Origin of the sequence: Halorussus lipolyticus (genome assembly GCF_029338375.1) — an archaeon.
GTDB classification, from domain to species: domain Archaea; phylum Halobacteriota; class Halobacteria; order Halobacteriales; family Haladaptataceae; genus Halorussus; species Halorussus lipolyticus.
Window position 1 is genome coordinate 2,182,994 of the sequence record NZ_CP119804.1, and the last position, 23,217, is coordinate 2,206,210.

Here is a 23,217-nt window from a genome sequence, read left to right on the forward strand (position 1 = left end):
GACGTGGCCCTCCCCGACACCCTCGAACGAATCGGTATCGTCGTCGGAAGCACGTTTCTGCTCTCGCTCCCGACGAGTACGCTCTCGTCGCTGGTTTACGGCTTCGGTTCGGGAGCGGGATTCCCGCCAGCGCTCTGGCTTCTGCCGGGCCTCGTCGTCGGGGTCCTCGCGGCGACCGACCGTCTCGCGGTCAGTTACCACCAACTCTGGAAGTTTTCGCTGACGAGTTACTTCCTCGCATCGCTCGGCGGCGCTGTATTCGACTTACAGACTGTCCGTCTGGCTCTCGCGGTCGGGTGGTGGCTCGTGGCGGTCGTCCTCGGCGCAGTCGTGGCCCGAGTCCGCTTCCGGGAACTCCTCTGGCCGACCGGCGACTCGTCCGCCTAACTCTTGGCGCTCGACGGCGAAGTCGGTCCATGCCCAGCCTCGCAGAGACGCACATCGAGAACCGCTATCGGGTCCAACCCAACGACGCCAACAACTACGAGACGCTCCACGGCGGGGAACTCATGAAGTGGATGGACGAACTCGGCGCGATGTCGGCCATGCGCTTCGCTGGCGAGACCTGCGTCACCGCGGGCGTCGATGACTTCTCCTTCCACCGGCCGGTCCCGGTCGGCGAAATCGCCCTCATCGAGGCCTACGTCTACGACGCCGGGCGGACCAGCGTCACGGTCCGACTCCGGGCGTGGCGCGAGGACCCCCGGACCGGCGAGACCGAGCGCACGACCGGTTCGTCGTTCACCTTCGTCGCGCTCGGCGAGGAGGGCGCACCGGTCGCGGTCCCGGAGCTAACGGTCGAGACCGACGAGGAGCGAGAGCTACAGGAGAAGGCTCGAAACGCCGAGTCGTGACCTACGAGCAATCGAGCGAGTCGCCGCCGTCGAGGACCGTGATGTGGCGCACCAGCGACCGGTGGACCCGGCGCTCGAACTCGGCTTCGACGGTCCAGCCGGTTTGGCGGGCCTCCTCGGCCCACGACTGGTCGCCGACGACCACGGCCCGACTCGCCACTCGGCGAGCCTCCGAGAGCGCGCCGGTTACGAGGTCGTCTAAGTCCAGATTCGCTATCTTCGACTGTCTGCCGTAGGGCGCGTCGAACACCACCGCGTCGATGGAGTCGTCCGGGAAGGGCAGGTGGGTCGCGTCGCCCTGCACGGTGGCCCAGTCGCCGGTCGCCCGGTCGTCGGCCTCGAAGTAGTGGCGCAGGTTCTCGACAGCGCCGCGGGCCATCTTCGTCTGGGCGTCCGCACCGAGTGCGTTCGCGCCGACCAGTCCGGCCTCGATGAGGACGCCGCCGGTCCCACACATCGGGTCGAGCAGGGTCGCGCCGGGCTTGGCACCCGCGAGATTGACCAGCGCGCGGGCCAGCAGGGGGTCCATCCCGCCGGGTTGGAAGAACGGCCGGTCGGTCGGTTTCCGGGTGCCGAAGTCCCGGACGCTCTCGGTTTCGAGCCATCCCAGAAGACAGGTGTCGTCGGCGAACAGCGCCCGAAGTTCGCTGTCGGGGTCGTCCAAATCGACCTCACAACCCCGGTCCACGAGAATCTGGCCGAGTTCGCGCTCGGCCCGCTGGGTGTCGATACCGGCGGTCTCTCGCACATCTCTGGCGCGGACCGCCACGGTGCCGAGTGGCGAGTCGCCTTCACTGCGGTCGAACTCGGCGGCGTCCAGCAGGACGCGGGCCGACTCGATGCTGGCGTCGGTTGTGCCGACCAACTCGCTTGCGCGGCGAGTGTAAGCTAAGTTTCGCACGCGGTCGGTGACCGCGTTGGCGGTGGCGAGGCCGGGCGCGACGACTTCCACACCGGTCGCGGCGCTCGCCGCCTCTGCGGCCGCAAATCGGTCGTCCTCTCCGCCGAGTTCCAGCGCGTACACGGTGTACCGAACTCGGCCGTGGCTCTTGGGGGTTTCGTCTGCGGTCAGAGCAGTCGGCGGGAGAGCGCGCCGGATTTCACCCCTCTCATAAGCGCAGTCGGGGTTCTGGGGTCCGACAGGGGCATAAAAACCCTCAGCGCACGTGTCAAGAGGGAGTACCAACCTTTATAAACCTTAAATACGACATTTAAGTCGCGCATGACTGACCCAAAGGAGACCATCAACATTGAAAACGTGGTCGCCTCCACCGGCATCGGGCAGGAACTCGACCTGCAGAGCGTGGCGATGGACCTCGAGGGGGCCGACTACGACCCGGAGCAGTTCCCCGGTCTCGTCTATCGGACCCAGAACCCCAAGTCCGCCGCACTCATCTTCCGGTCTGGCAAGATTGTCTGTACCGGTGCCAAGAGCACGGCTGACGTACACGAGAGTCTCGAAATCGTTTTCGACAAACTCCGCGAACTCCAAATCGACGTGAACGAGGACCCCGAAATCGTGGTTCAGAACATCGTCACGTCCGCGGACCTCGGTCGAAATCTCAACCTCAACGCCATCGCCATCGGCCTCGGACTGGAGAACATCGAGTACGAACCCGAGCAGTTCCCCGGTCTCGTCTACCGACTCGACGAACCCGAGGTCGTCGCACTCCTGTTCGGTTCGGGCAAACTCGTCATCACGGGCGGCAAGAAACCCGAGGACGCAGAGCAGGCAGTAGACAAAATCGTCTCGCGCCTCGAAGAACTCGGTCTGCTGGAATAGCGCGGTCGAACGCGGAGCGGACGCGGCCTTTCTTTCGTTTTTCGGGCGAGGAGTACGCCCGACAACAGCTTTATTCGTCGTGGCGAACAAATCTTCGAGTGACTACTCCGTGACTCTCGAAGAAGCCCTCGAAGAAATCGACGCGAAGTACGATTTGAGCGGGAGCGAGCAAGCCAAGGAAATCGGCTACTCGGTCGCCAGTCTTCGAGATTAGTCCAACTGTCGAAGGAACGCCGCGAAAGCCGGTTTTCTGATGGCCGGGTTTTCCACTAGGTCGATGCGGTCCATCTTCCGTAACAACTTTTTCACGAAATCAGTCGTTCTTCGCTCGTGTTTGTGCGCGTAGTCTCTCAGTGCTTCGTGCTGGCGGAAATCGAAGGCGTATTCCGAAAGCACAACGTCGATTCCGCCTTTCCGACGAACGGTTCGACAACCGTACCTTTCGAGATACCGAAAGAGGTCGATGTTTCGTCGGATAGTCAGCAACCGTTTCGAGTCCACGATATACTCGTCTACCCATCGTTGCCACTCGTAATCGTCCGTCACCATCGAGGGAAGTTTGACCGACGAATCGACCGCTCTGAGATACGTTTCGAGTACCCCGAACGCCGTTCGATGGTTCGCGTTTGGGAGTGCGTGACAGAGGACTAAGTTAGAAGCTATCTGACCGCCCGTCTTCGGAACCGGTCCTGACCAGTCCACCTGCTCGAACGCACGCGGAATTCGTCTAATCTCGATTTCCTTGTATGCGTCCAACGGAACCCCCTCCTCGTCGTGTTTGCGCTCTTGAATTCTTCTGAACAGTTCGAGAATTTCACGCACAAGTACTCTCGTATCCGGGTCCATCTCGGCGAACGCACGGTCGAAACCGTACTCGATTTCCTCGGCGTCTGCCACCTCGTTCGTTCTCGTGTAAATCGTGTGGACCTCCTCGTCAAGGTCGTAGGTCGTGGTTCGCGTTTCGGTTACCCCGTCGTACGAGTCGAGTCGGTCCTCGATTACTCCTCGGTCAGGATTCACGAAATCCAGCGAGAACTGGTCGTCGTCCGGGTGGTGATAGTAGCCGAGTGCGGACGCCATCTCAACTCGGATTTGTTCAGGGTCGTATATGAATCGTGGGAAAGTAGTCTAGGCTCCGACTCCCCAAACCGCTACTTCCTTGACCTGTGCCTCCCGAGAGACACGCATGGCGGTCCCCATCGTCGCGCTGGTCGGCACGTTCCTACTGACGGTGCTGTTCTACAGTATCACCGCTCACATCGCCGCGCGGTACGTCCTCGGCGACGTACCCATCGTCCGGGCGTTCGCGGTCGGCGTCGTCCCCGCAATCATCACGTTCGCGCTTCAGGCCTACGGCCCGGCGGTCGTCATCCTGATGAGCGCCGGTGCGGACTTCTTCACGATTCGGGCGGTCTACCGCCTCAAGTACAAGACGGCGGGCGTCGTGACCGCGGCCCACTACACGATTAGCGCACTGTTCGGGATTACGATATTCAATTTGGTGAGGCTCCTCGGGACTGCACCGACGTAGCGACAGTCAGAGTAATCTACTCACACGTTAAGGACTCATATATAATTGCTAAAGAAATAATAAAATATGCTATTTCCAACCATCAGTCAGTCGAGCGAGTCGTGTCGAACGGATTCGCCGCCGCAGTCAATCGCGTGATGCCGTCGAAACGGTCGAAGTCGTCGTCGAAACTATAGACGTACTCGACGCCGGTTCGGCGCATGTGTGCTACCATCGTCGCGTCCGGGAGTTTGACCCCTTCCGACTGGCGGAACAGTTTCCGACCCCGAGCGAAGTCGCTCCCGTCAAGTGAACGGACCTGAAATCCTGCGCTTCGTTCCAGAAATTCCAGCGTAGCGACTGCCGGGTCGTGGCCCGCGCGTTTCTGTATCGGCGTCAGAATCTCCGAGAGAGCGACGTTCGTCACTCGGCCTCGGGGGAGCGTCCCGTCGTCCATCCCCGTGACGATTTGGGTTGCTCGGTGGTGCCACTGGTCGCGCGACATCCGAAATCCGTACACTACGTTCGCGTCTACGAGGGCCTCCGGCATCAATCGACCTCGTAGGCGAGTTCGTCAGTGTCCGCGACGGCATCGGTATCCGTTCCAGCGTCGATGGGTTCGAGGTCCTCGGCGGCACCGTATCGCTCGCCGACGACTTCCGCAACGAGGAGGCCGTCGTCGGCGAGTTCCCACCGGAGGCGGTCTCCCGGTTCGAGGCCGAGTCGCTCTCGGAACCGCTGGGGAAGCGTTACCCCGTAGTTTTCGTCAAGCGTCGTCTCGGCGTCTTCGGCGTCGTCTGCGGCCATACGTCGGATTCGTTCGCTATCGGTTAAATATCTACGCGACGAGCGAACCCGGATTATTCGACCAACCGCTCGATTTCGGTCACGAGAATCCCGCTCGCGCCGACCGACTTCAACTCGTTGATGGTCTCGAACACGTCGCGCTCGTCCACGACGGCGTGGACCGCGACCATCCCGTCCTTGTCGCCGTTCTCGTTGCTCTCGACGTTCATCACGGTCGGACCGCCGAGGCCCGGAATCACGTCCCGAACCTCGTCCAGTCGGTCCTGCGGGGCGTTCATCATCAGGTATCGCTTGCCGTCGGCGGTCAGCACCGACTGGAGCGCCATCGAAATCTGCTGGACCTTCTCGTCGTCGGTCACGTCGTCGCGGGCGAACAGGTAGACGGAGCTTTGCAGTACTTCGTCCACGATGGCGAGGCGGTTGACCTTCAGCGTCGTTCCCGTGGAGGTGATGTCGATGATGGCGTCGGCCATCTCGACGTGAGGAGTTAGCTCGGTTGCCCCACTGACCTCCACCACGTCCACTTCCACGTCTTGGTCCTCGAAGTACCGCTCGGCGACGTTGGGGAACTCGGTCGCCACGGTTTTGCCCGCCACGTCGGCGACCGACTGGATGTCGCCGTCCTCCGGGGCGGCCAGCACGAGTCTGCACCGACCGAATTCGAGGTCCAGCATCTCCTCGACGTTGCCGGGATTTGCCTCCCGAACTTGGTCCAGTCCGGTGATGCCCACGTCGGCCGCGCCGTCGCTGACGTACTCGGGAATGTCGGCGGCGCGAGCGAACAGCAGGGTCACCTCGGGGTCTACGGTGTCGGCGTAGAGTTTGCGGTCCGCGCCGTCTACGGCGTGGAGACCGGCGCTTTCGAGCAGTTCCATCGCCGGGTCGTGGAGTCGGCCCTTGTTCGGGACGGCGATTCTCATGATTGGATTGGGTTTCGCGTTCGTCGGGGAACTAGCTTTCGTCCTCCTGCGAGATTCGCCGATTCTCGGTTTTCGGTTCTGATGGAATGGTCCTCCGACCGCCGACCGGAGGGGCGACAGGAAGCTAGTTTCAGGCGTGAGCAAAGGAGTCTCCGCACCGCGACAGCCTCACACCGCCCCAGCCTCGTCGGCCGCCGCTGGCGGCCGACTCCCTCGCGCGGTTGGCCGCGCGCAGAACTGCGCGCGGCCAGCGCGCGCCGGGAACTCGGTGGACTTTTCCACCGAAAACGGCGGGCCGAACAGTCCATCTCCTCGGCGGACTGAAAGGGCGACCGCCGGAAGACAACCCACGTCTTCCGAAATCACGTTCGCTTCGCTCGCGGTTCCACCGCTCGCCAGTCACAGCGCGGAGCGCCGCCACCCCTCACGTGACCGCGAACCGCGCGAGGACTTTCGAGGACTCTGCTGTCGTCGGTGAACTGGTCGCTCCTGTTGCTGTCTCGATTCCACAACGCGCTCTCCTTCGGCGAACTCCGGACATTCCTAGCCGATTCCCGAACCACTTTCCTCCCCGACAGCTAACCATTCGACCATGCCCTACGTCTTCGAGTGCCTGTCGTGTGGCGCGAGCATCGACCCCGACCAGCGCCCGGCAGACTGCCCCGAGTGCGGCGGGACGCTCGAAGTCGCTCACGACGACCTCCCCGATTCGCTCCCCGACTCGGGCCGGACCGACCTCTGGCGCTACGCCGACTGGCTTCCGACCGCGGGCCTCGAACTCGGGACAGAAGGTGCGCCGCCCTCCTCGATGGGTGAGGGTGGGACCCCGCTGGTCAAGGCCCCGCATCTCTCGGAGACCACTGCCGCCGGATTCGACGCCGAGGGTCCCGAACTCTATCTGAAGAACGAGACCACCAACCCCACGTGGTCGTGGAAGGACCGCCTCGCGTCGGTGGTCGTCCCCCACGCCGTCGCTGGTGGTGCGGACCGAATTGCGACCTCCTCGACCGGCAACCACGCCAGCGCAATCGCGGCCTACGCCTCGCGGGCCGGAATCGAGCGCGTCCTCGGCTTCCTCTCGCCGTCCAGCGAACCGCCCCACCACCGACAGATTCGGGCCTACGGGGCCGAAGCCATCCGACTCACCGACTACGGCGAGCGCAAGCGACTCCTCCGCCAACTCGCCGACTCGGGGTGGTTCGTCGCCTACAACCTCGCCGACCGCTTCACCGGCCAGCCCTACGTCTACGAGGGCTACAAGACCATCGCCTACGAAATCGTCGAAAAGCTACGCGAGGTGCCGGGAGCCAGTGAGGTCCCGGATGCGGTCGTCGTTCCCGTGGGCGCAGGCGATGGTTTATATGGTATCTGGAAAGGCTTCCGGGAACTCTCGGCCAACGGCATCGTCGCGGACAAACCCCGGATGATAAGCGCCGAGAGCGACGAGCGCCACCCCCTCGCCGCCGCGTTCGACGCCGACGCCGAATCCGTCGGCCGGGACGACGGCCCGGAACCACTCAGCACCTCCACGATGGGGGCGACCTCAGGCGACCACGCCCTCGCCGCGGTCCGGGCCTCCGGCGGCGCGGCCTACGCCGCGTCCCGCGAATCGGTCGAGGACGCCATCCGGGCGGTGGGTCGAGACGGTGTGTTCCTCGAACCGGCCTCGGCGCTCGCGTCCGCCGTGGTCTCGCAGGCAGTCGAGGAGGGCCTCCTCGGCCCGGACGACACCGTGGTCGCGGTCGGAACCGGCGCGGGGGTCGCGTGGCCCGAGAAGACCGCGGGCGCGGTCGGGGAGTCGCCGACCGTCGAACCCGAACTGGACGCAATCGGCGAGGCGGTCCCGTTCGACGTGGATTCGACGTAGCACGAAGCCGGAGGTTTCACGCTCCCCGAGTGTGAATCACGGCACATGACGAAAGTCCGAATCGCGGGCGGGCAGGTCCTCCGTCCCGACGAGACCGTCGAGGAGGCCGACGTACTGGTCGATTCCGAGTCCGGAGACATCGTGGCGGTGGGCGACCCCGACGAGGTACCCGAGGGCGACGAGACCTTAGACGCCGAGGACTCGCTGGTGATGCCGGGGCTGGTCAACGCCCACACCCACGTCGCCATGACGCTCCTGCGGGGCTACGCCGACGACAAGCAGTTGGACGCGTGGCTTCAGGAGGACATCTGGCCGGTCGAGGCCGAACTCACCGCAGAGGACGTGCGCGCCGGGACCGAACTCGGCCTGCTGGAGATGATTCGGTCGGGCACGACCGGATTCGCCGACATGTACTTCCACGTGCCCGAAATCGTGGATGCGGTCGAGGACGCTGGTCTGCGAGCGCGAGTCGGCCACGGCGTCGTCACGGTCGCCAAGGACGAGGAGGGCGCGCGGGAGGACCTCGACACCAGCATCGAAGTCGCCCGCGAGTTCGACGGCGCGGCCGACGGCCGAGTCACGACCGCGTTCATGCCCCACAGCCTCACCACGGTCGGCGACGAGTACCTTCGGGAGTACGTCTCAGAGGCCCGCGAGGAGGGAATCCCGATTCACTACCACGCCAACGAGACCGAGGACGAAGTGGCCCCAATCGTAGACGAACAGGGCGAGCGACCCCTCGAATACGCCCGCGAGTTGGACATGACCGGCGACTCGGATTTCGTGGCCCACGGCGTCCACGTCGATGAATCGGAAATCGACCTGCTGGCCGAGACCGGTCTGGGCGTCATCCACTGCCCGGCCTCGAACATGAAACTCGCCAGCGGGATGGCCCCGGTCCAGAAGATGCTCGACGCGGGCGTGACGGTCGGACTGGGAACCGACGGCGCGGCCTCGAACAACGACCTCGACATGTTCGACGAGATGCGCGACGCCGCGATGGTGGGCAAACTCGCCGAGGAGGACGCCAGCGCGGTCCCGGCCGAGTCGGTCGTCCGGATGGCGACCCGAGGGAGCGCCGACGCGCTGGGCTTCGACAGCGGCCGCATCGAGGCAGGCGCGAACGCCGACATCGCGGTCGTGGACTTCGACTCTGCGCACCTCACGCCCCACCACGACCTCGTGAGCCACCTCGCCTACGCCGTCCGCGGGTCGGACGTGCGCCACACGGTCTGTGACGGCGCGGTGCTGATGCGCGACGGCGAGGTCCTGACCCTCGACGCCGAGGCGGTCCGGGAACGCGCCGAGAAGTGCGCCGCCGAGGCAGTCGAGCGCGCGGAGTAGGTCGGCGTCGGTCCTCCGCCCGAGGTTCCTGTCGGAAACGAGCTATTGAAGATTCAGTTGAACGATTAGATTGGTTTCTAAACTTTCTAACGCTCTCTCGTTCTTTCTAACTGCATGTTTGAACGCTGAAAACAGAGTGGACGACGGGCGGGGTTTAATCACTCGTTGCCCATAGGACCGAGTGGAATGACCTCGAAGAAACGACTGCTGGCGGTCGCTCTCGCGGGACTCCTCGTCCTGTCGAGCGTCTCGGCCGCGAGCGCAGTGAGTAGTGCAGGCAACACGGCGGCGAACGACTCGCTGACCGTGACGGTCGAGAACGCAGGAAACGACGGCGCGACGGTTTCGGTCACGCAGAACGACACCGCGGTCGCTAACGCCTCGGTGACGGTCGAGGCCAACACGACCTACGCGGGCGTCGGCGAGTACACCACCGGCGACGCCGGCGGGGTGTCGCTCCCCGAACCCGCCGAGAACGTGACTGTCGATGTCACGGCCGCGAAGGGCAACGTGACCGGTTCCACGACCGCGACGATTTACGCCGCTGAAGACGGCGACACTTCCGACGACGGCGACGACAAGAAGACGTTCGGCGACCTCGTGTCGTCGTTCGTCGAGGAGATGATGAACGCGGGCGACGACGGCGGTCCCATCGGACAGGTCATCTCGGAGTTCGTGACGGAGAACAACCCCGGTAACGCCTCGGAGAAGCGCCCTGACCACGCCGGGAAGCCCGACGACGCGGGTAAGAACGGCAAGGACAAGGGGAAGCCTGACCACGCTGGCGGGCAGAACAAGACCGACGACGACGGCGACTCGCAGGGTCCGCCCGAGAACGCGGGCAAGGACAAGGGCGACGACTCGGACGATTCCGATAGCTCCGACGACGACTCCGACAGCAATTCTAACGGCAACGGAAACGGCAAGAACAAGGGTAACGGCAAGGGCAAAGGCCGGTAACGCCCGAGACCGCTGGCACGTAATCGACGGTCCGCGGACTTTCGGCGGAGACTCGTACCGAACCGGTAAGCAAACAATTTCGTTTTCTAAAGCAATGTAAAGTTATTTTGGGACTGCGTAGTCGCTACTGAACTCGTCGGCGTCAGTGAACAGTCGGCAATCGAGTTCAGCGCGTCGAGCGGCCGCGCCGACCTTCGGTAGCGTTTTGGGCGTGGTCTCCCTTTTTTCAGCCATGGCAGACTATCCGACAATCTCCGAACAGGTAGACGACGTGGAGTCTGCGCGCACCGAAGGCCATCGCAAGATGGACTGGGCGCGCGAACACATGCCGATTCTCTCGGCGATTCAGGACGAGTTCGAGGCCGACCAACCCTTCGAGGGCGAGCGAATCGGGATGGCGATGCACGTCGAGGCCAAGACCGCCGTGCTGGTCGAAACGCTCGCTGAAGGCGGCGCTGAGGTCGCCGTCACCGGGTGCAACCCGCTCTCGACCCACGACGACGTGAGCGCCGCGCTGGACGAGCATCCCAATATCTCCTCCTACGCCAAGCACGGCGTGGACGACGACGAGTACTACGCCGCCATCGAGTCGGTCATCGCCCACGAACCGACGATTACGGTGGACGACGGCATGGACCTCGTGGCGGCCATCCACGAGGACTACCCCGAACTCATCGACTCCATCGTCGGCGGGGCCGAGGAGACCACCACGGGCGTCCACCGACTCCGCGCGATGGACGACGACGGCGAACTCAAGTACCCCGTCTTCGCCGTGAACGACACGCCGATGAAGCGACTGTTCGACAACGTTCACGGCACCGGCGAGTCCTCGCTGGCCAACATCGCCATGACCACGAACCTCTCGTGGGCGGGCAAGAACGTCGTCGTCGCGGGCTACGGCGACTGCGGCCGCGGCGTCGCCAAGAAGGCCTCGGGCCAGAACGCCAACGTCATCGTGACCGAGGTCGAACCGCGCCGCGCGCTGGAGGCCCACATGGAGGGCTACGACGTGATGCCGATGGCCGAGGCGGCCGAGGTCGGCGACGTGTTCCTCACCACGACGGGCAACCGCGACGTAATCACGCAGGACCACTTCGAGAAGATGCAGGACGGCGTTCTGCTGGCCAACGCCGGCCACTTCGACATCGAAATCAACTTGGATCAACTCTCGGACCTCGCCGTCAACGAGCGCGAGGCCCGCGACGGCGTTCGGGAGTACGAGATGGACGACGGGCGACGACTGAACGTCCTCGCCGAGGGCCGACTGGTCAACCTCGCAAGTCCCATCGCGCTGGGCCACCCCGTCGAGGTCATGGACCAGAGCTTCGGCGTGCAGGCCGCCTGCGTCCGCGAACTGGTGGATAACGGCGACCAGTACGACGCCGGCGTCCACGACGTGCCCGACGAACTCGACGTGGAAATCGCGGAAATCAAGTTGGAGGCCGAGGGCGTCGAGTACGACGACCTGACCGACGAGCAGGCAGAGTACATGGATAGCTGGCAACACGGGACATAAAATAACCAACCTCCCGGACCCGCAGGAAGGTTTTTAATTCGTAACTTCTATTAACACGGTGAGTCTATTGTGACTCACGTGGCAAGGAAGACGATGATCCCTCAGTGAAGGGGTATGAGACTTCCAGCGCCACCGGCCGAATGGGGGTCGATTCGACACCAACTCTTTCGTCTCGTCCTTCTAATTTTGTCCCATGCCCCTCGACCACGCCGCCGAACCGAGCGCCACTGCCAAACCCTACGTGGAAGCCCTCTCGGCAGTCTGCGACCACTACGGCGTAGACGCCGAATCACGGTACGCCGACCTCCCCAATCCCGCCAGTAAGGTCCACTACCTGACCGCGGGCGAGGGACCGCCCTTGCTCCTCCTCCACGGTCTCGGCGCGACGGCGACCTACTGGGTCCCGATGCTCGACGCGCTGACCGACCACTTCACGGTCTACGTTCCCGACGCCCCCGGCCGAGGACTCTCGACCGCAGTGGACTACCGCGAAACCGGATTCCGGGAGTTCGGCGTCGAGTACGTCGCCGACCTCCTCGATTCGGTCGGCATCGAGGAGACCGCCGTCATGGGCAACTCCCTCGGGGGATTCCAGTCGCTGGCGCTCACGGTGGACCACCCCGAGCGCGTGACTCGGCTCTGCGCCATCGGTGCGCCCGCCGGCCTCTCGCGGGACATTCCGCTCCTCTTTCGACTGTTCGACCTGCCCCTCGTCGGGCGGTGGCTGTTCGACTACTTCCAAGCCGAGACGGTCGAGGAGGCCCGCGCGGAGTTCCGGCGCATCAACGTCGAGGACGACTCGGCGATTCCCGACATGTTCTTCGAACCGGGAATCGTCGGCGAGAAGCTACCCGGCCAGCGCGAGAGTCTCCTATCGCTGATGGAGACGCTGGGAACGGTCCGGGGGATGAATCCCGAGTTCGACCTGCGCGAGGCGGTCCGGGAAATCCAAGTCCCGACCAGATTCGTCTGGGGCACTGAGGACTACTTTTGGCCGCCCTCGGTGGGGCGGCCGGTGGCAAGTGCGATGGCCAACGCCGACTTCGTGACGCTCGCCGACTACGGCCACGTGCCGTGGCTCGAACCCGGCGACGAGGCCACCGACGCGGCCGTGGCGTTCCTCACCGACGGGCGCTCGGTGTAGCGGATTACTCGTCCTCGTCGCCGCGAACGACGTGGCCGTACTTCAGCAGGGCGACGAAAACCGACCCACCGAGGGCGTTGCCGACCGTGGCGAGCGCGAGAAAACTGGCGTACTGGACGAGGCTGATGGACGGGGTGACGAGTGCGCCAGCCAGTACCTCGACGTTCCCCGCGATGGAGTGTGGCAGGTGGGCCAGACCGATACCGGTCGTGACCAGCCACACGACGACCATACGCGAGATGCTCTCTTGGGCGGCGGTGAGGAGCCACGAGAGCAGGCCCATCAGCCACCCGGCGACGATACCGCCAGAGAGTATCAGCCACGGCTCGTGACCCACGAGATTCCTCGCAATTTCGGTGAACGCCGACGCTTCTACGATGCCGTAGGCCGGAGCGAACTCGACCATCACGATGGCGAACAGGCTTCCGCCGACGATGTTCCCGCCGTAGACGAGCGCCCAGAGTCTGGCCAGTCGCCCGAGACTCGTTCGCCCGTCGAGCAGTGGGAGACTGGCCCGCGCGGTGTGTTCGGTGAACAGTTCCGACCGGCCGCCGATGACGAAGATGAACCCGACGGCGTAGGCGTTGGCGACGACGATTCTGGTCAGGGGGTCGCCCCACGAACCGCCGACCAGCGTCAGCAGTACCGCCATGAACAGCGGGCCGAAACCGATGTCGAGGCCGGCCGACAACCCCGAGAGGAACAGTCCGTCCGCCGAGCGTTCGAGTTCTTCGAGGCCCTGTTGAATCTCTTGGGCGAGTATCTCCCGTTTGGACTTCTGGCCCTCGCCCGGCGGTTCGGTCCTGATTCGCTTGTCTAGCTCTTCCTTCGCCACGGTAGAAATAGTCGGAACAAGCGGGCAAAAGGTGTCTGGCCGCGAGACGTTTCGGTTGGGAACTGTCCCACTCGCGGAGAGTTTCACTTCCGCCGTGCTTGCGGGGGACTTAACACCCAGAAGGGAAGACTGTCCAACCATGTCCAACGCGAAGGGAGACCGCCGGGAGCGCGAACTCGTCAACCGACTCGACGAGGACGGATTCGCGGTCATGCGGGCACCGGCCAGCGGAAGCGCGACCGAGCGGGAACTCCCCGACGTACTCGCGGGCGACGGCGACGTTTTCTACGCTATCGAGGCCAAGTCGAGTTCGGGCGACCCAATCTACCTGACTGGCGAGGAGGTCGAGGCGCTGGTCTACTTCTCGCAGAACTTCGGCGCGAAGCCCAAAATCGGCGTGCGGTTCGACCGCGAGGACTGGTACTTCTTCCACCCCGCGGACGTGCATCAGACCGACGGGGGCAACTACCGGGTCAAGAAGGAGACTGCACTCGAAGACGGCGAACCGCTCGGGGCGCTCCGCGGGAGCGACGACGCCGACGACGAGGACGACCACGACATCCGGGACGTGCTGACTGCGGTCGAACAGGGCGTCCTCTCGCCGGACGAGGCCGCGTCGATGCTGGAGTAGCGCGACTTTTTGCGCGTCGTCGGGTTTTTCCGCCGACGTATATGGAAAGATATATTTCCAGTTGTGACTATTTAGGCTATGTCGGTGGCGTGAGGAAGACCGGCCGACGTGTCAGCGGGCACCGTCACCGACGCGAAGCGTCCTGCGCTTCGACTCTGGAGGAGAATCCGAGCAATTCCACTCCGGCGGCGGTCCGATGCGACATCGTCGTGGAGGGCCGGACCGCCGCCGTTTTTCCCTGTCGAGTCGTGAGTCGATTCGGCGTCGCTACGCCCGGACTTCGAACTCACCCAGTTCAGATTGGTCCTCGCGCTCGGCGACGGAACGATTAGTGACGCTCGATTCACCCCTGCTCTCCCCGCGGCGGGCGAGTCGGCCCCGCGGGAAGGAGTACCGCCGGAGATGATGGGGCTTCAGGTCGTCGGTGCCGAGGCCCGCCGGGACGGGGTACATCGCCTCGACTACCACGTCGTCGGCGCGGTAGTCCCGATTGTTGTGGTACTCTGCGACGGTGCAATCGTGATTGGCGATTTCTACCTCGTCGGCCCGGCGGTCGGTGGTTCGGACCACGACCAGCAGGTCGCCAGTCTCGCGGTCCACCACGGCCTCGCCGGGTGCGAGACCACATTCGTCGCAGAAGTGCGGCCCCTCGCTAGTCTCGTCCACGAAGGTTTCGTCGCCACAGTTAGCGCAGGCGACGGTCCGCTGGCCGGGCGGCGGGACGAGTCCCTCCGTGACCTCCATGGCGACGCGCCGGATGTGCTTGCACCGGACTCCTCGGAAGTTGTGGTCTGGGCAGGTACACCGCCCGCCGGGTAGGTCCACCGAGTAGGTGTTGCCGCTCTGGCTTTCGACCTCGTAGACGCCGCCACCGAGCGGTGTGACGGCCATTCGCTCCATGCGCGCCCGCTGGGACCGGACGTCGGTCACGGTCGGCGCGGGAGCGAGCGATGCTCGCGTTCGTTCGGAAGCTGTTGTGTTTTCCATGGGCTTCCCTCCTCGTGCGGCGACCGACGCGCCAGAATCAGCATCACCCCCACATCGTCGGACCGTCGGTCGGTTCCGCGTGTGAATTGATAGGGGCCGAACACTCCTAAGTCTTGCACCTCCCAGAACAGCTAGATGAACGCGCCAGAGCGTTAATGTCCGAATAACAGCTAAATCCGAGGTCAGGCAGAGAGAACAAAACAGGGTCAGCGAACGCTCGGCCTGACCGACCACGTTTCAGCGAGCCGAAGGCTCGCGCACCAGCGATTCCGCCGCGAGCGAGGAGCGAAGCGACGAGCGAGCGGACCAAGGAACCCTCGAACGAGCGCCGCAGGCGCTCGTGAGGGGGTGACGCCGTGTTTTTGGTCGAGCTTTTGCAAGGGCGCGCCTCTCGGGGCGCGCCCGCTGGAAAAGGTCGTTCCGAAGCCCTTTTGCCGATACCCTCGGAAGCCACCGCTATGGTAGATAAGGAAACGCGCCGCGAGATATTCGTCGGCGTGGGTTCCGTCGGTCTGTTCGTCGCGTTGCTAGTCTGGGTGGGCACGACCTACGGGAACGGCGGACTGACCCAGACGGGCGCGTTGGCAGTCGTAGCGGTTATCGTCTTCTTCGTGCTGTTGATGACCGGCGTCGGCTACTGGATGGCACAACAGCACTGAAATCACTTCGGAGGTTCTGAGGTCGAGAGTTGTGTAGTGGAGGGTGTGGCGGTTTTCGGAGGGTAGTTGAGTCGGATTTGTGAGGGATAATCGTGGATGGATTCGGTAGAGTCGCTGGTGGTCAAGCAATGGGAACTGCGACTGCACAACATCTTGAGGGTGGAAAGAACCAGTAAGCTAGCTTCAGGCGTGAGCAAAGCCGTCTACCGCAACCGCACGGCACCCGCACAGCACCTCACGCCTCCCCAACCTCGTCGGCCGCCTCCGGCGGCCGACTCCCTCGCGCGCGTTTCTCGCGCGCGCCGACAATCAAAACACATTCTTAGGAAACGATATGTGATGTTTAGATAGTAAATATGATTTCCAAAACTAACTTTTAATTGCTTTTCTCGGCTTCGGCCAGCGCGTCCTCGTAGTAGGCCAGCGGGTGCGAGATGGTTTCGCATCGGGCGTCGGCAGTCGGGTCCTCGTCGTCGGCGACCGGGCACTCGCCGTAGGCCGCCATCGTTTCGCAGGAGGGCGGCGCGTACTGGGCACCGGACTCGTCGCCGACGCGGTTGGCCCGGTAGCGCACCGACTTCGCGCGGGTGTCGCTGTCCACGCCGCAGAGGGCCAGCAGTTCGTCGGTGTCGGCGTTGGCGCTGGCAAGGAAGGAGACCAGCGCGAACTCGGCGGGAGCGGAGAGGTCCTCGCCGTCCTGAGCGCGCTCCATCAGCGACTCGACGCACGGCGGGAAAGCCTCCGGTGCAATCACGTCGATGCTACGCGAGATGTCGATTTCCGAGAAGGTGTCCTCCAGTTCGGCCACCTCGTCGGTCAGGCCCTCCCGAATCGCGTCGGGGACCTCGGTCGGCAGGCCCGCGGAGACCCGCTGGCGGACCGCCTCTCGGAGGAGGTCGTGCAACTCGTCCTCCGAAATCTTGACCGTCCCGTCGGCGAGTTGGCGGGTCGCCAGCGTCCACGAGTCGTCGTCTAAGTTCGACGACAGCGGGAGGTACTCGCCGACCGCGATTCGGTAGCCGTCGCCCTCGATTGTCTCGCGGACCGCGCCCGAGAGGTCGAACTCCGCCAACAGCGCCGCCAGCGAGATGGAGTCGTCGGTCGTGGACTTGAGGCCGTCGTCGGGGTTCTCGAAGTCAGCGGTGAACTGCTCGTAGGCGGTGTCGGCCTCGGCGCTGGCGTACTTCTCGACCGCACCGGGGGCGTCCACCAGCGAGACCAGCACCCGCGCGACGGGATACGAGAGGAGTTCGGCGCGGGTGTCCCACCGGCGCTGGTCGTCGGGGTCCGGCCTGACGGTCCCGTCGATGAGCGCCCGGCGCACTCGCTCGACGCCGCGCTCGACGGCGGCGTGGCGCTCCTCGCCCGTGACGATGGCCGCGAGGCCGATGTCGGCCTCTCGGACGCTCTCGCGCGCAGACGCGAGGAAGGGGTATCGGGCGTGAACCGGATTCATACTCCCCAAATTTCGACCGGCCCGGATAAACGCGGCGAATCGGACGGGTTGATACGTTCGACACCCCTCGGTTTCGACATGACCGAAACCTCCGACACCACCGACGCCACCGAACTCGCACGCTCCTACTACGACGCCATCGACGCGGGCGACTACGACCGGTTCGCCGACCTCCTCGGTGCGGGCGTGGTCCACGAGCGCCCCGACCGGACCATCGAGGACAGAGACGCGCTGGTCGGGTTCATGCGCGACGACCGGCCCAACAAGGACACGTCCCACGAAATCGAGGCCGTCTTCGCCGAGGAGCAGGCCGGCGAGGACGCCCCCGAAGTCGCAGTTAGAGGACGCCTGCGCGACGCCGAGGGCAACCCCATGTTCGAGTTCGTGGACGCCTTCGAGTTCGAGAGCGGCGAGGCGAGAATCGCCAGAATCAGAACCTACACGCGCTGAGATTCCTACTCCAACTTTCCGGACAGCACCTTCGCCGCGGTCAGCACCGGGTCCCAGACCGGACTGAACGGCGGGGCGTAGGCGAGGTCGAGGTTCTGGACCTCCTCGACGGTCATCTCGGCGTGGAGCGCCGTGGCAATGGTGTCGATGCGCTTGGCGACGCCCTCCTCGCCGACCATCGCCGCGCCGAGCAAGCGACCCGTTTCCCGGTCGGCGACCATCTCGATGGTGATGGGCGTGCCGCCGGGGTAGTAGTGAGCGCGCGACCCGGCGGTGATGACCTGCGAAACCGGGTCGAAGCCGGCCTGTTGGGCCTCGTCGGAGTCGATGACGCCGGTCCGAGCGACTTCGAGGTCGAAGACCTTCACGACCGCCGTGCCGACGATGCCCCCGACCTCGGTGGGGTCGCCCGCCACCGTCGAACCGATGGCCCGGCCGGCCCGGTTCGCCGTCAGCGCGAGGGGGACGTAATCGGGCGCGTCGGTCACGACGTTATGGGCCTCGGCGCAGTCGCCCGCGGCGAAGACCTCCTCGGCGCTGGTCCGACCCAACTCGTCGGTGGCAATCGCGCCCGTCTCGCCCGTCTCGATGCCGGCCTCCACAGCGAGTTCGGCGTTGGGCGCGACCCCGGTAGCGACCAGCACCGAATCGACCGGGTGGCGCTCGTCGCCGGTCTCGATTGCGGCGACCCGGCCGTCTTCACCGTCCTCACCTCCCTCGCCGGCGATTCGCTCGACCATCGTGTCGAGGTGGAGCGAGACGCCCTGCTCGCGGAGGTGGTCCTCGACCTCCTCGGCGATACTCTCTCCGAAGGGTGCGAGGACGTGCGGGAGCATCTCGAACACCGACACGTCGAGGCCGCGGGCGTCGAAGGCCTCGGCCATCTCCAGTCCGATGTAGCCCCCGCCGACGATGGCGACCGACTCGGGTTTCTCGCCGTCGAGATACTCGCCGACCTCGGACCCGTACCCTTCCCGCTCGTCGTCGGCCACGCCGGCCACCGCGTCCCGGACCGCTCGGGCGCTGTCCATCGAGTGAAAAGTGAATACGCCGTCCAAGTCCATGCCGTCGATTGGGGGCCGAATCGCTCGCGCGCCGGTCGCCACGAGGAGGTCGTCGTACTTCTGCTCGTAAGTCCCTTCCTCGTTTTCGACTGTAACCGTCCGGGCCTCGCGGTCGATATTGACGACCTCGCTGTGAGTCCGGAGGTCGATGTCTCGCTCCTCGCGGAACTCGTCGGGCGTGATTGCCACGAGGTCTTCCAACTCGTCGATGTCGCCCTTGACGTAGTATGGCATCCCGCAGGCACCGTAAGAGACCCACTCGCCCTTCTCGAAGACGATTACGTCGAGGTCCGGGTCCTCGCGCTTGGCCTTGCTCGCCGCGCTCATCCCCGCCGCGTCGCCGCCGATTACTACGAACGTATCAGCCATAGTCGGACCTACGGGCCGGAGACGTAAAATAGAATTGCGCGATTTCCACAAGACGAGAACTGACTCGCCAATGCGCGACACTCGGCGACGAAGTTCGCTGGAACCCCAACCGATAGGTGCGGCAGTTTCCAACGAATCGGCATGAACTACCTCGCGTGGGCAGTCGTCGCGCTCGTCGGTTACTCCGTCTTCACGCCGCTGGCGAGTCTGGCGACCGACCAGATTCCGAGTACCGTCGTCGCGCTGGTCGCAAACAGCATGCTCGCGCTCGGGGCCGCCGGGGTCATCGCCTACCGAGACGAAGCGGTCGTTCCCTACCTCACCGGCGAGAACGCGGTGTACATGTACGCCGCGGGGGTCTTCCTCACGGTCGGCATCCTCGCGTACTATCAGGCGCTGGGGGCCGGGCCGGTCAACGTCGTGGTCCCCGTCTTCGGGATGTTCCTCGTCGGCAGTTCGCTACTGGGCGTGGTGTTCCTGAACGACCCGCTGACCGCGAAGAAGGCGGTCGGCATCGTGCTGGCCGCGGTCGGGGTCTACCTGACGACGAGTTAGTCCTTCTCGCCCGCGCCGAGGGCGCTCTCGCCAACCGGTTCGTGACCCTCGATAACCTCCTTGCCGCCCATGTAGGGCCGGAGGGGTTCGGGCACGGTGACGGTGCCGTCGTCGTTCTGGTAGTATTCGAGGATGGCCACCATCACGCGGGGCAGGGCCAGTCCCGACCCGTTGAGCGTGTGGAGGTACTCGGCCGACTCGTGGCGCTCGGGCCGGTAGCGCAGGCCAGCGCGCCGGGCTTGGAAGTCCTCGAAGTTCGACACCGACGAGACTTCGAGCCATCGCCCGCCCTGTTCGGGACCCTCGTCCATGTCGTCGCCGGGTGCCCAGACCTCGATGTCGTACTTCTTGGCCTGCGTGAACCCGAGGTCCGCGGTACACATCTCCAGAATCCGGTAGGGCAGGTCAAGGCGCTCCAGTACCTCCTCGGCCTCGCCGACGAGTCGGTCGAAGGCCTCGGCGCTATTGTCGGGTTCCACGAAGTTGACCATCTCGACCTTGTTGAACTGGTGGACCCGGACGATGCCCCGCGTCTCGGTGCCGTGTTCGCCCGCCTCGCGCCGGAAGTTCGGCGTGTAGGCCTGATGTTTGAGCGGCAGGTCGTCCTTGAGGAGGATGTCGTCGCGGTACATGTTCGTGACCGGGACCTCGGCGGTCGGACAGAGCCAGAGGTCGTCGTCGTCGTAGGGTTCGTCGTTCGCCCCGCCGAGTCGGTAGGCGTCGTCCACGAACTTGGGGAACTGGCCGGTGCCCTCCATCGACTTGCTGTTGACCGGGACCGGCGGGAACAGGTCGATGTACCCCTGCTCGCGGTGGAGTTCGAGCATGAACTGGAGGAGGGCGTACTCCAACTGCGCCCCCTCGCCCTTGAGGAAGTAGAACCCGCTTCCGCTTGTTTTGGCGGCACGGGCCTCGTCGATGATGTCTAGCTCCTCGCCGAGTTCGTAGTGGGGCGTCACCTCGTCTGGCAGGTCACGCAGGTCCTCGAAGCCCTCGCGTCGGCGCTCGACGTTTTCGTCCTCGCTGTCGCCGACCGGGACCTCCTCGCTCGGAATCTGCGGGAGGCGAAGCATCTCTTTTTCGAGGGTTTCTTCGAGTTCGGCCGCGCGGTCCTCGATTTCTTCGATTTCGGCCTTGAGTTCCTGCGAACGCTCGATGGCCTCGTCGGCCTCGTCGTGTTCTCCGGCCTGCTTGAGTTCGCCGATTTTGTCGCTGACCTCGTTTCGCTCGTGTCGCAGGTCGTCGCCGCGGGCTTTGAGGTCGCGCCACTCCTCGTCGAGTTCGAGAATCCGGTCGAAGTCCACGTCGGTAACGCCCTTCTGTTCGAGCGCGGCGCGGACCTCGTCGGGATTCTCGCGGATGTAGTTCCGGTCTAGCATTCCTACTCTCCACATTCCGCTCCCGGCAAAAAACCGTATCGTTCGTGGGGCAGGGGTTGGCAAGGGGTGTGGCGGGAGTGCGTGAACCGGTATCTCTCATCGTCACCCTCAGTTTCGGCGCGTGCTGGCGCGGCGTCTCGTTCGCCGCGCCGAACCGCGCGAGGGACGAGTAGCGCAGGAGCGAAGCGACGAGCAACGCAGGAGGTTGGGGAGGTGTGAGGCCCGCAGTCGCGGTGCGGGGCGGTCACGCCGAGGCTCAAGCCTGAAGCTAGCTTCGCTACTTCTCTCGGCTTCTGCAGGAGTCACCTGAGAATAGATGCCAAATAACCATCTGGCCGGCCAAATCGAACACCAGCGCCATCCCCAAATTTCCGAGGAGCAAACACCTTTTACCCCGCCGAGGCCCACCAACAACCATGCCCCAAGGCGACCTCCGTGAAGTCACCACCGGCGACTGTTCGGACCTCTACTACCTCGACACCGGGATGTACGACACCGAGGAGTACGGCGCGGTCTACATCTACGATACCGCCCGACCGGCTATCATCGACACCGGCATCGGGACCCACCACGAGTTAATTCTGGACGCGCTGGACGAGTTGGACATCGCTCGCGAGGACGTCGCAGTAATCGCACCGACCCACGTCCACCTCGACCACGCTGGCGGCGCTGGGTTCCTCGCCGAGGCCTGCCCCAACGCCGAGGTCATGATTCACGAAATCGGTGCCCGGCACCTCGTGGACCCCTCGCGCCTCGTGGCGGGCACGAAGCAAGCGGTCGGCGACCAGTGGGAGTTCTACGTCGAACCCAAACCAGTCCCCGAGGAGCGCGTGGTCGAACTCAACGCGGGCGACGAAATCAACCTCGGCGACCACCGCCTCGACGTGTACCACGCGCCGGGGCATGCTCCTCATCAGGTGGTCTACCACGACCGGGACGACGATGCCGTTTTCACCGCCGACGCGGCGGGCATCTGGGTGCCCTCCGCCGAGGAGATTCGCCAGACCTCGCCGCCGCCGAACTTCGACTTGGAGCAGTGCATCGCCGACTTGGAGACGATTCGGGACTTGCATCCGAAGGCCCTCCTCTACCCGCACTTCGGCCCGCGGGAGTACGACGAGGGCGTCATGGACGAGTACGCAGAGGTCCTCCGGGAGTGGGTCGAGACGGTCGAAGCGAAGTACGAGGAACTGGGCGATGCGCAGGAAGTCGAGGACTACTTCGCGGAGAACGCCGAGATGGTCGAGGTCTGGGGCGAGCGCAAGGCCAGCGAGGAGGCCCGGCTAAACGTCCGCGGCGTCGTGACCTATATCGACAATCGTGAAGAATAGGTAATTCTGTCTTTAGCAACTGTACACTTATCCTTAATAGGTAATTTTCTGTTTTCCATCCGTGGCGAAACTGCTAGACGCCGATTCCATTAATAATATTAACATTTAATGCCGGACAGTAGGATATTGCTGTCGATGGTTCGCTTGGAATTACGAGAACTCCTCGAAGAAAAGACCGGTGCCCTCCTTTTGATTGCGGGAGGATTCCTGTTGTTCCAGACGATGGTCAGGACACTGCCGGATTTCGTCGGATTCGCGGTTTCAGAGAGGCTCCCGGAATGGGCCGGCTTTATTTTCTCTGCGGCACTCCCCGACCTCATCGGATTGGCAATCCCGTTCATCGCTTTGTTCGGTCTGTATCACCGCCTAACTTCTGAAACTCCCCGGTTAGCAGTTGTGGGTGTCGCTCTGATGGCGCTCACACCGACCTTCTTTGTGAGCGGTCTCCTCACTCTTCTAATTCGTCCGCTACCCGAATTACCGTATCTCCTATGGCTCAGTCCGCTACCGTACATGCTGGGAACTGGGTGTTTCGGACTTGCTTTCTTCTGGAAAAACGGTTCCATCCGCTTCGTCGGGATTCCGCTACTTGTTTTCTCGGGGACGTGGATACTGCTATACGCTGTCAGTCTGAAAAACGGAGAAGTCCCAGACTGGCTTCCGACCGTCGAATTACTCGCTATGTCGCTGGTCACGATGGGATACCTCCTCTCCACGGACTCAGCCACCCGTCACGAGGGTACTCCTGCTGATAACTAACCGTCCGTACAGCACACCACTACCGCTGGACCTCCAT

25 protein-coding genes are annotated in these 23,217 nt (G+C 64.1%); 15 read left to right on the forward strand and 10 right to left on the reverse strand.

What is annotated here, in order from left to right; all coding sequences use genetic code 11:
• The first annotated feature begins 3 nt into the window (after positions 1–3).
• On the forward strand, positions 4–387 hold the full coding sequence (locus tag P2T57_RS11105; RefSeq protein WP_276299274.1) for a hypothetical protein: 384 nt from the start codon (positions 4–6) through the stop codon (positions 385–387).
• Positions 388–416: 29 nt separating this feature from the next.
• Entirely contained in the window at positions 417–854 is a 438-nt protein-coding gene (locus P2T57_RS11110; protein WP_276299275.1) for an acyl-CoA thioesterase, read from the forward strand.
• A 1-nt stretch (position 855) separates the two neighbouring features.
• Here P2T57_RS11110 and P2T57_RS11115 read toward each other — a convergent pair whose 3' ends face one another.
• Positions 856–1,878 (reverse strand): methyltransferase domain-containing protein, encoded by a 1,023-nt coding sequence (locus tag P2T57_RS11115; protein ID WP_276299276.1) that lies wholly within the window; start codon positions 1,876–1,878, stop codon positions 856–858.
• A gap of 198 nt (positions 1,879–2,076) precedes the next feature.
• On the opposite strand from P2T57_RS11115, the gene P2T57_RS11120 reads away from it, so the two are divergent.
• Positions 2,077–2,637: a TATA-box-binding protein gene (locus P2T57_RS11120; RefSeq protein ID WP_115797963.1), complete on the forward strand. Its 561-nt coding sequence runs from the start codon at positions 2,077–2,079 to the stop codon at positions 2,635–2,637.
• 210 nt (positions 2,638–2,847) lie between these two features.
• Here the strand turns inward: P2T57_RS11120 and P2T57_RS11125 are convergent, their stop codons facing one another.
• Positions 2,848–3,717 (reverse strand): DUF8172 family protein, encoded by an 870-nt coding sequence (locus P2T57_RS11125; protein ID WP_276299277.1) that lies wholly within the window; start codon positions 3,715–3,717, stop codon positions 2,848–2,850.
• Positions 3,718–3,823: 106 nt separating this feature from the next.
• On the opposite strand from P2T57_RS11125, the gene P2T57_RS11130 reads away from it, so the two are divergent.
• On the forward strand, positions 3,824–4,168 hold the full coding sequence (locus P2T57_RS11130) for a DUF7473 family protein (protein ID WP_276299278.1): 345 nt from the start codon (positions 3,824–3,826) through the stop codon (positions 4,166–4,168).
• A gap of 82 nt (positions 4,169–4,250) precedes the next feature.
• On the opposite strand, the gene P2T57_RS11135 is transcribed toward P2T57_RS11130, so the two are convergent.
• The 3 genes from P2T57_RS11135 to hisG are packed head-to-tail and all read right to left on the reverse strand — an operon-like array spanning position 4,251 to position 5,874.
• Positions 4,251–4,697 (reverse strand): type II toxin-antitoxin system VapC family toxin, encoded by a 447-nt coding sequence (locus P2T57_RS11135; RefSeq protein WP_276299279.1) that lies wholly within the window; start codon positions 4,695–4,697, stop codon positions 4,251–4,253.
• Positions 4,697–4,954 carry an AbrB/MazE/SpoVT family DNA-binding domain-containing protein gene (locus P2T57_RS11140; protein WP_276299280.1) on the reverse strand — a complete coding sequence of 86 codons (258 nt, stop codon included), beginning with the start codon at positions 4,952–4,954 and terminating at the stop codon, positions 4,697–4,699. Before P2T57_RS11140 ends, P2T57_RS11135 begins: the two co-directional genes overlap by 1 nt.
• Positions 4,955–5,007: 53 nt before the next feature.
• Positions 5,008–5,874 (reverse strand): ATP phosphoribosyltransferase, encoded by an 867-nt coding sequence (hisG, locus tag P2T57_RS11145; RefSeq protein ID WP_276299281.1) that lies wholly within the window; start codon positions 5,872–5,874, stop codon positions 5,008–5,010.
• Between the two features lie 592 nt (positions 5,875–6,466).
• Here hisG and P2T57_RS11150 point away from each other — a divergent pair.
• The 5 genes from P2T57_RS11150 (at position 6,467) to P2T57_RS11170 (ending at position 12,705) form a co-directional block, all read left to right on the forward strand.
• The gene (locus P2T57_RS11150) at positions 6,467–7,741 is read left to right on the forward strand and encodes a threonine synthase (RefSeq protein ID WP_276299282.1); all 1,275 of its coding nucleotides are present in this window, start codon (positions 6,467–6,469) and stop codon (positions 7,739–7,741) included.
• Between the two features lie 45 nt (positions 7,742–7,786).
• Positions 7,787–9,085: an amidohydrolase gene (locus P2T57_RS11155; RefSeq protein ID WP_276299283.1), complete on the forward strand. Its 1,299-nt coding sequence runs from the start codon at positions 7,787–7,789 to the stop codon at positions 9,083–9,085.
• 186 nt (positions 9,086–9,271) lie between these two features.
• A complete protein-coding gene (locus tag P2T57_RS11160) occupies positions 9,272–10,045 on the forward strand; it encodes a hypothetical protein (RefSeq protein WP_276299284.1) in 774 nt (257 codons plus the stop codon).
• A gap of 232 nt (positions 10,046–10,277) precedes the next feature.
• Entirely contained in the window at positions 10,278–11,561 is a 1,284-nt protein-coding gene (locus P2T57_RS11165) for an adenosylhomocysteinase (RefSeq protein WP_276299285.1), read from the forward strand.
• 193 nt (positions 11,562–11,754) lie between these two features.
• A complete protein-coding gene (locus P2T57_RS11170) occupies positions 11,755–12,705 on the forward strand; it encodes an alpha/beta fold hydrolase (protein ID WP_276299286.1) in 951 nt (316 codons plus the stop codon).
• Between the two features lie 4 nt (positions 12,706–12,709).
• Here the strand turns inward: P2T57_RS11170 and P2T57_RS11175 are convergent, their stop codons facing one another.
• Positions 12,710–13,540, reverse strand: coding sequence for a formate/nitrite transporter family protein (locus tag P2T57_RS11175; RefSeq protein ID WP_276299287.1), 831 nt, complete (start codon positions 13,538–13,540; stop codon positions 12,710–12,712).
• Positions 13,541–13,679: 139 nt separating this feature from the next.
• Between P2T57_RS11175 and hjc the strand changes: the two genes are divergently transcribed.
• Positions 13,680–14,171, forward strand: a complete 492-nt coding sequence (gene hjc / locus P2T57_RS11180) for a Holliday junction resolvase Hjc (RefSeq protein WP_276299288.1) — start codon at positions 13,680–13,682, stop codon at positions 14,169–14,171.
• A gap of 267 nt (positions 14,172–14,438) precedes the next feature.
• Here the strand turns inward: hjc and P2T57_RS11185 are convergent, their stop codons facing one another.
• Positions 14,439–15,158 carry an SWIM zinc finger family protein gene (locus P2T57_RS11185; protein WP_276299289.1) on the reverse strand — a complete coding sequence of 240 codons (720 nt, stop codon included), beginning with the start codon at positions 15,156–15,158 and terminating at the stop codon, positions 14,439–14,441.
• Positions 15,159–15,616: 458 nt separating this feature from the next.
• Here P2T57_RS11185 and P2T57_RS11190 point away from each other — a divergent pair, with 458 nt between their 5' ends.
• Complete coding sequence (locus P2T57_RS11190; RefSeq protein WP_276299290.1) at positions 15,617–15,817, forward strand: DUF7472 family protein; 201 nt, start codon at positions 15,617–15,619, stop codon at positions 15,815–15,817.
• 376 nt (positions 15,818–16,193) lie between these two features.
• Here the strand turns inward: P2T57_RS11190 and P2T57_RS11195 are convergent, their stop codons facing one another.
• The gene (locus tag P2T57_RS11195) at positions 16,194–17,273 is read right to left on the reverse strand and encodes a DNA primase large subunit PriL (protein ID WP_276299291.1); all 1,080 of its coding nucleotides are present in this window, start codon (positions 17,271–17,273) and stop codon (positions 16,194–16,196) included.
• A gap of 78 nt (positions 17,274–17,351) precedes the next feature.
• On the opposite strand from P2T57_RS11195, the gene P2T57_RS11200 reads away from it, so the two are divergent.
• Positions 17,352–17,723 carry a nuclear transport factor 2 family protein gene (locus P2T57_RS11200; protein WP_276299292.1) on the forward strand — a complete coding sequence of 124 codons (372 nt, stop codon included), beginning with the start codon at positions 17,352–17,354 and terminating at the stop codon, positions 17,721–17,723.
• Between the two features lie 5 nt (positions 17,724–17,728).
• On the opposite strand, the gene P2T57_RS11205 is transcribed toward P2T57_RS11200, so the two are convergent.
• The gene (locus tag P2T57_RS11205; RefSeq protein WP_276299293.1) at positions 17,729–19,156 is read right to left on the reverse strand and encodes an FAD-dependent oxidoreductase; all 1,428 of its coding nucleotides are present in this window, start codon (positions 19,154–19,156) and stop codon (positions 17,729–17,731) included.
• A gap of 141 nt (positions 19,157–19,297) precedes the next feature.
• On the opposite strand from P2T57_RS11205, the gene P2T57_RS11210 reads away from it, so the two are divergent.
• Positions 19,298–19,711 carry an EamA family transporter gene (locus P2T57_RS11210; protein ID WP_276299294.1) on the forward strand — a complete coding sequence of 138 codons (414 nt, stop codon included), beginning with the start codon at positions 19,298–19,300 and terminating at the stop codon, positions 19,709–19,711.
• Here P2T57_RS11210 and serS read toward each other — a convergent pair.
• Positions 19,708–21,090 carry a serine--tRNA ligase gene (gene serS / locus P2T57_RS11215; RefSeq protein ID WP_276299295.1) on the reverse strand — a complete coding sequence of 461 codons (1,383 nt, stop codon included), beginning with the start codon at positions 21,088–21,090 and terminating at the stop codon, positions 19,708–19,710. The genes P2T57_RS11210 and serS overlap by 4 nt on opposite strands.
• Positions 21,091–21,506: 416 nt before the next feature.
• Here serS and P2T57_RS11220 point away from each other — a divergent pair, with 416 nt between their 5' ends.
• Both P2T57_RS11220 and P2T57_RS11225 read left to right on the forward strand, forming a co-directional pair.
• A complete protein-coding gene (locus tag P2T57_RS11220) occupies positions 21,507–22,421 on the forward strand; it encodes an MBL fold metallo-hydrolase (RefSeq protein WP_276299296.1) in 915 nt (304 codons plus the stop codon).
• A 135-nt stretch (positions 22,422–22,556) separates the two neighbouring features.
• A complete protein-coding gene (locus P2T57_RS11225; RefSeq protein WP_276299297.1) occupies positions 22,557–23,180 on the forward strand; it encodes a hypothetical protein in 624 nt (207 codons plus the stop codon).
• The last annotated feature ends 37 nt before the right edge of the window (positions 23,181–23,217 follow it).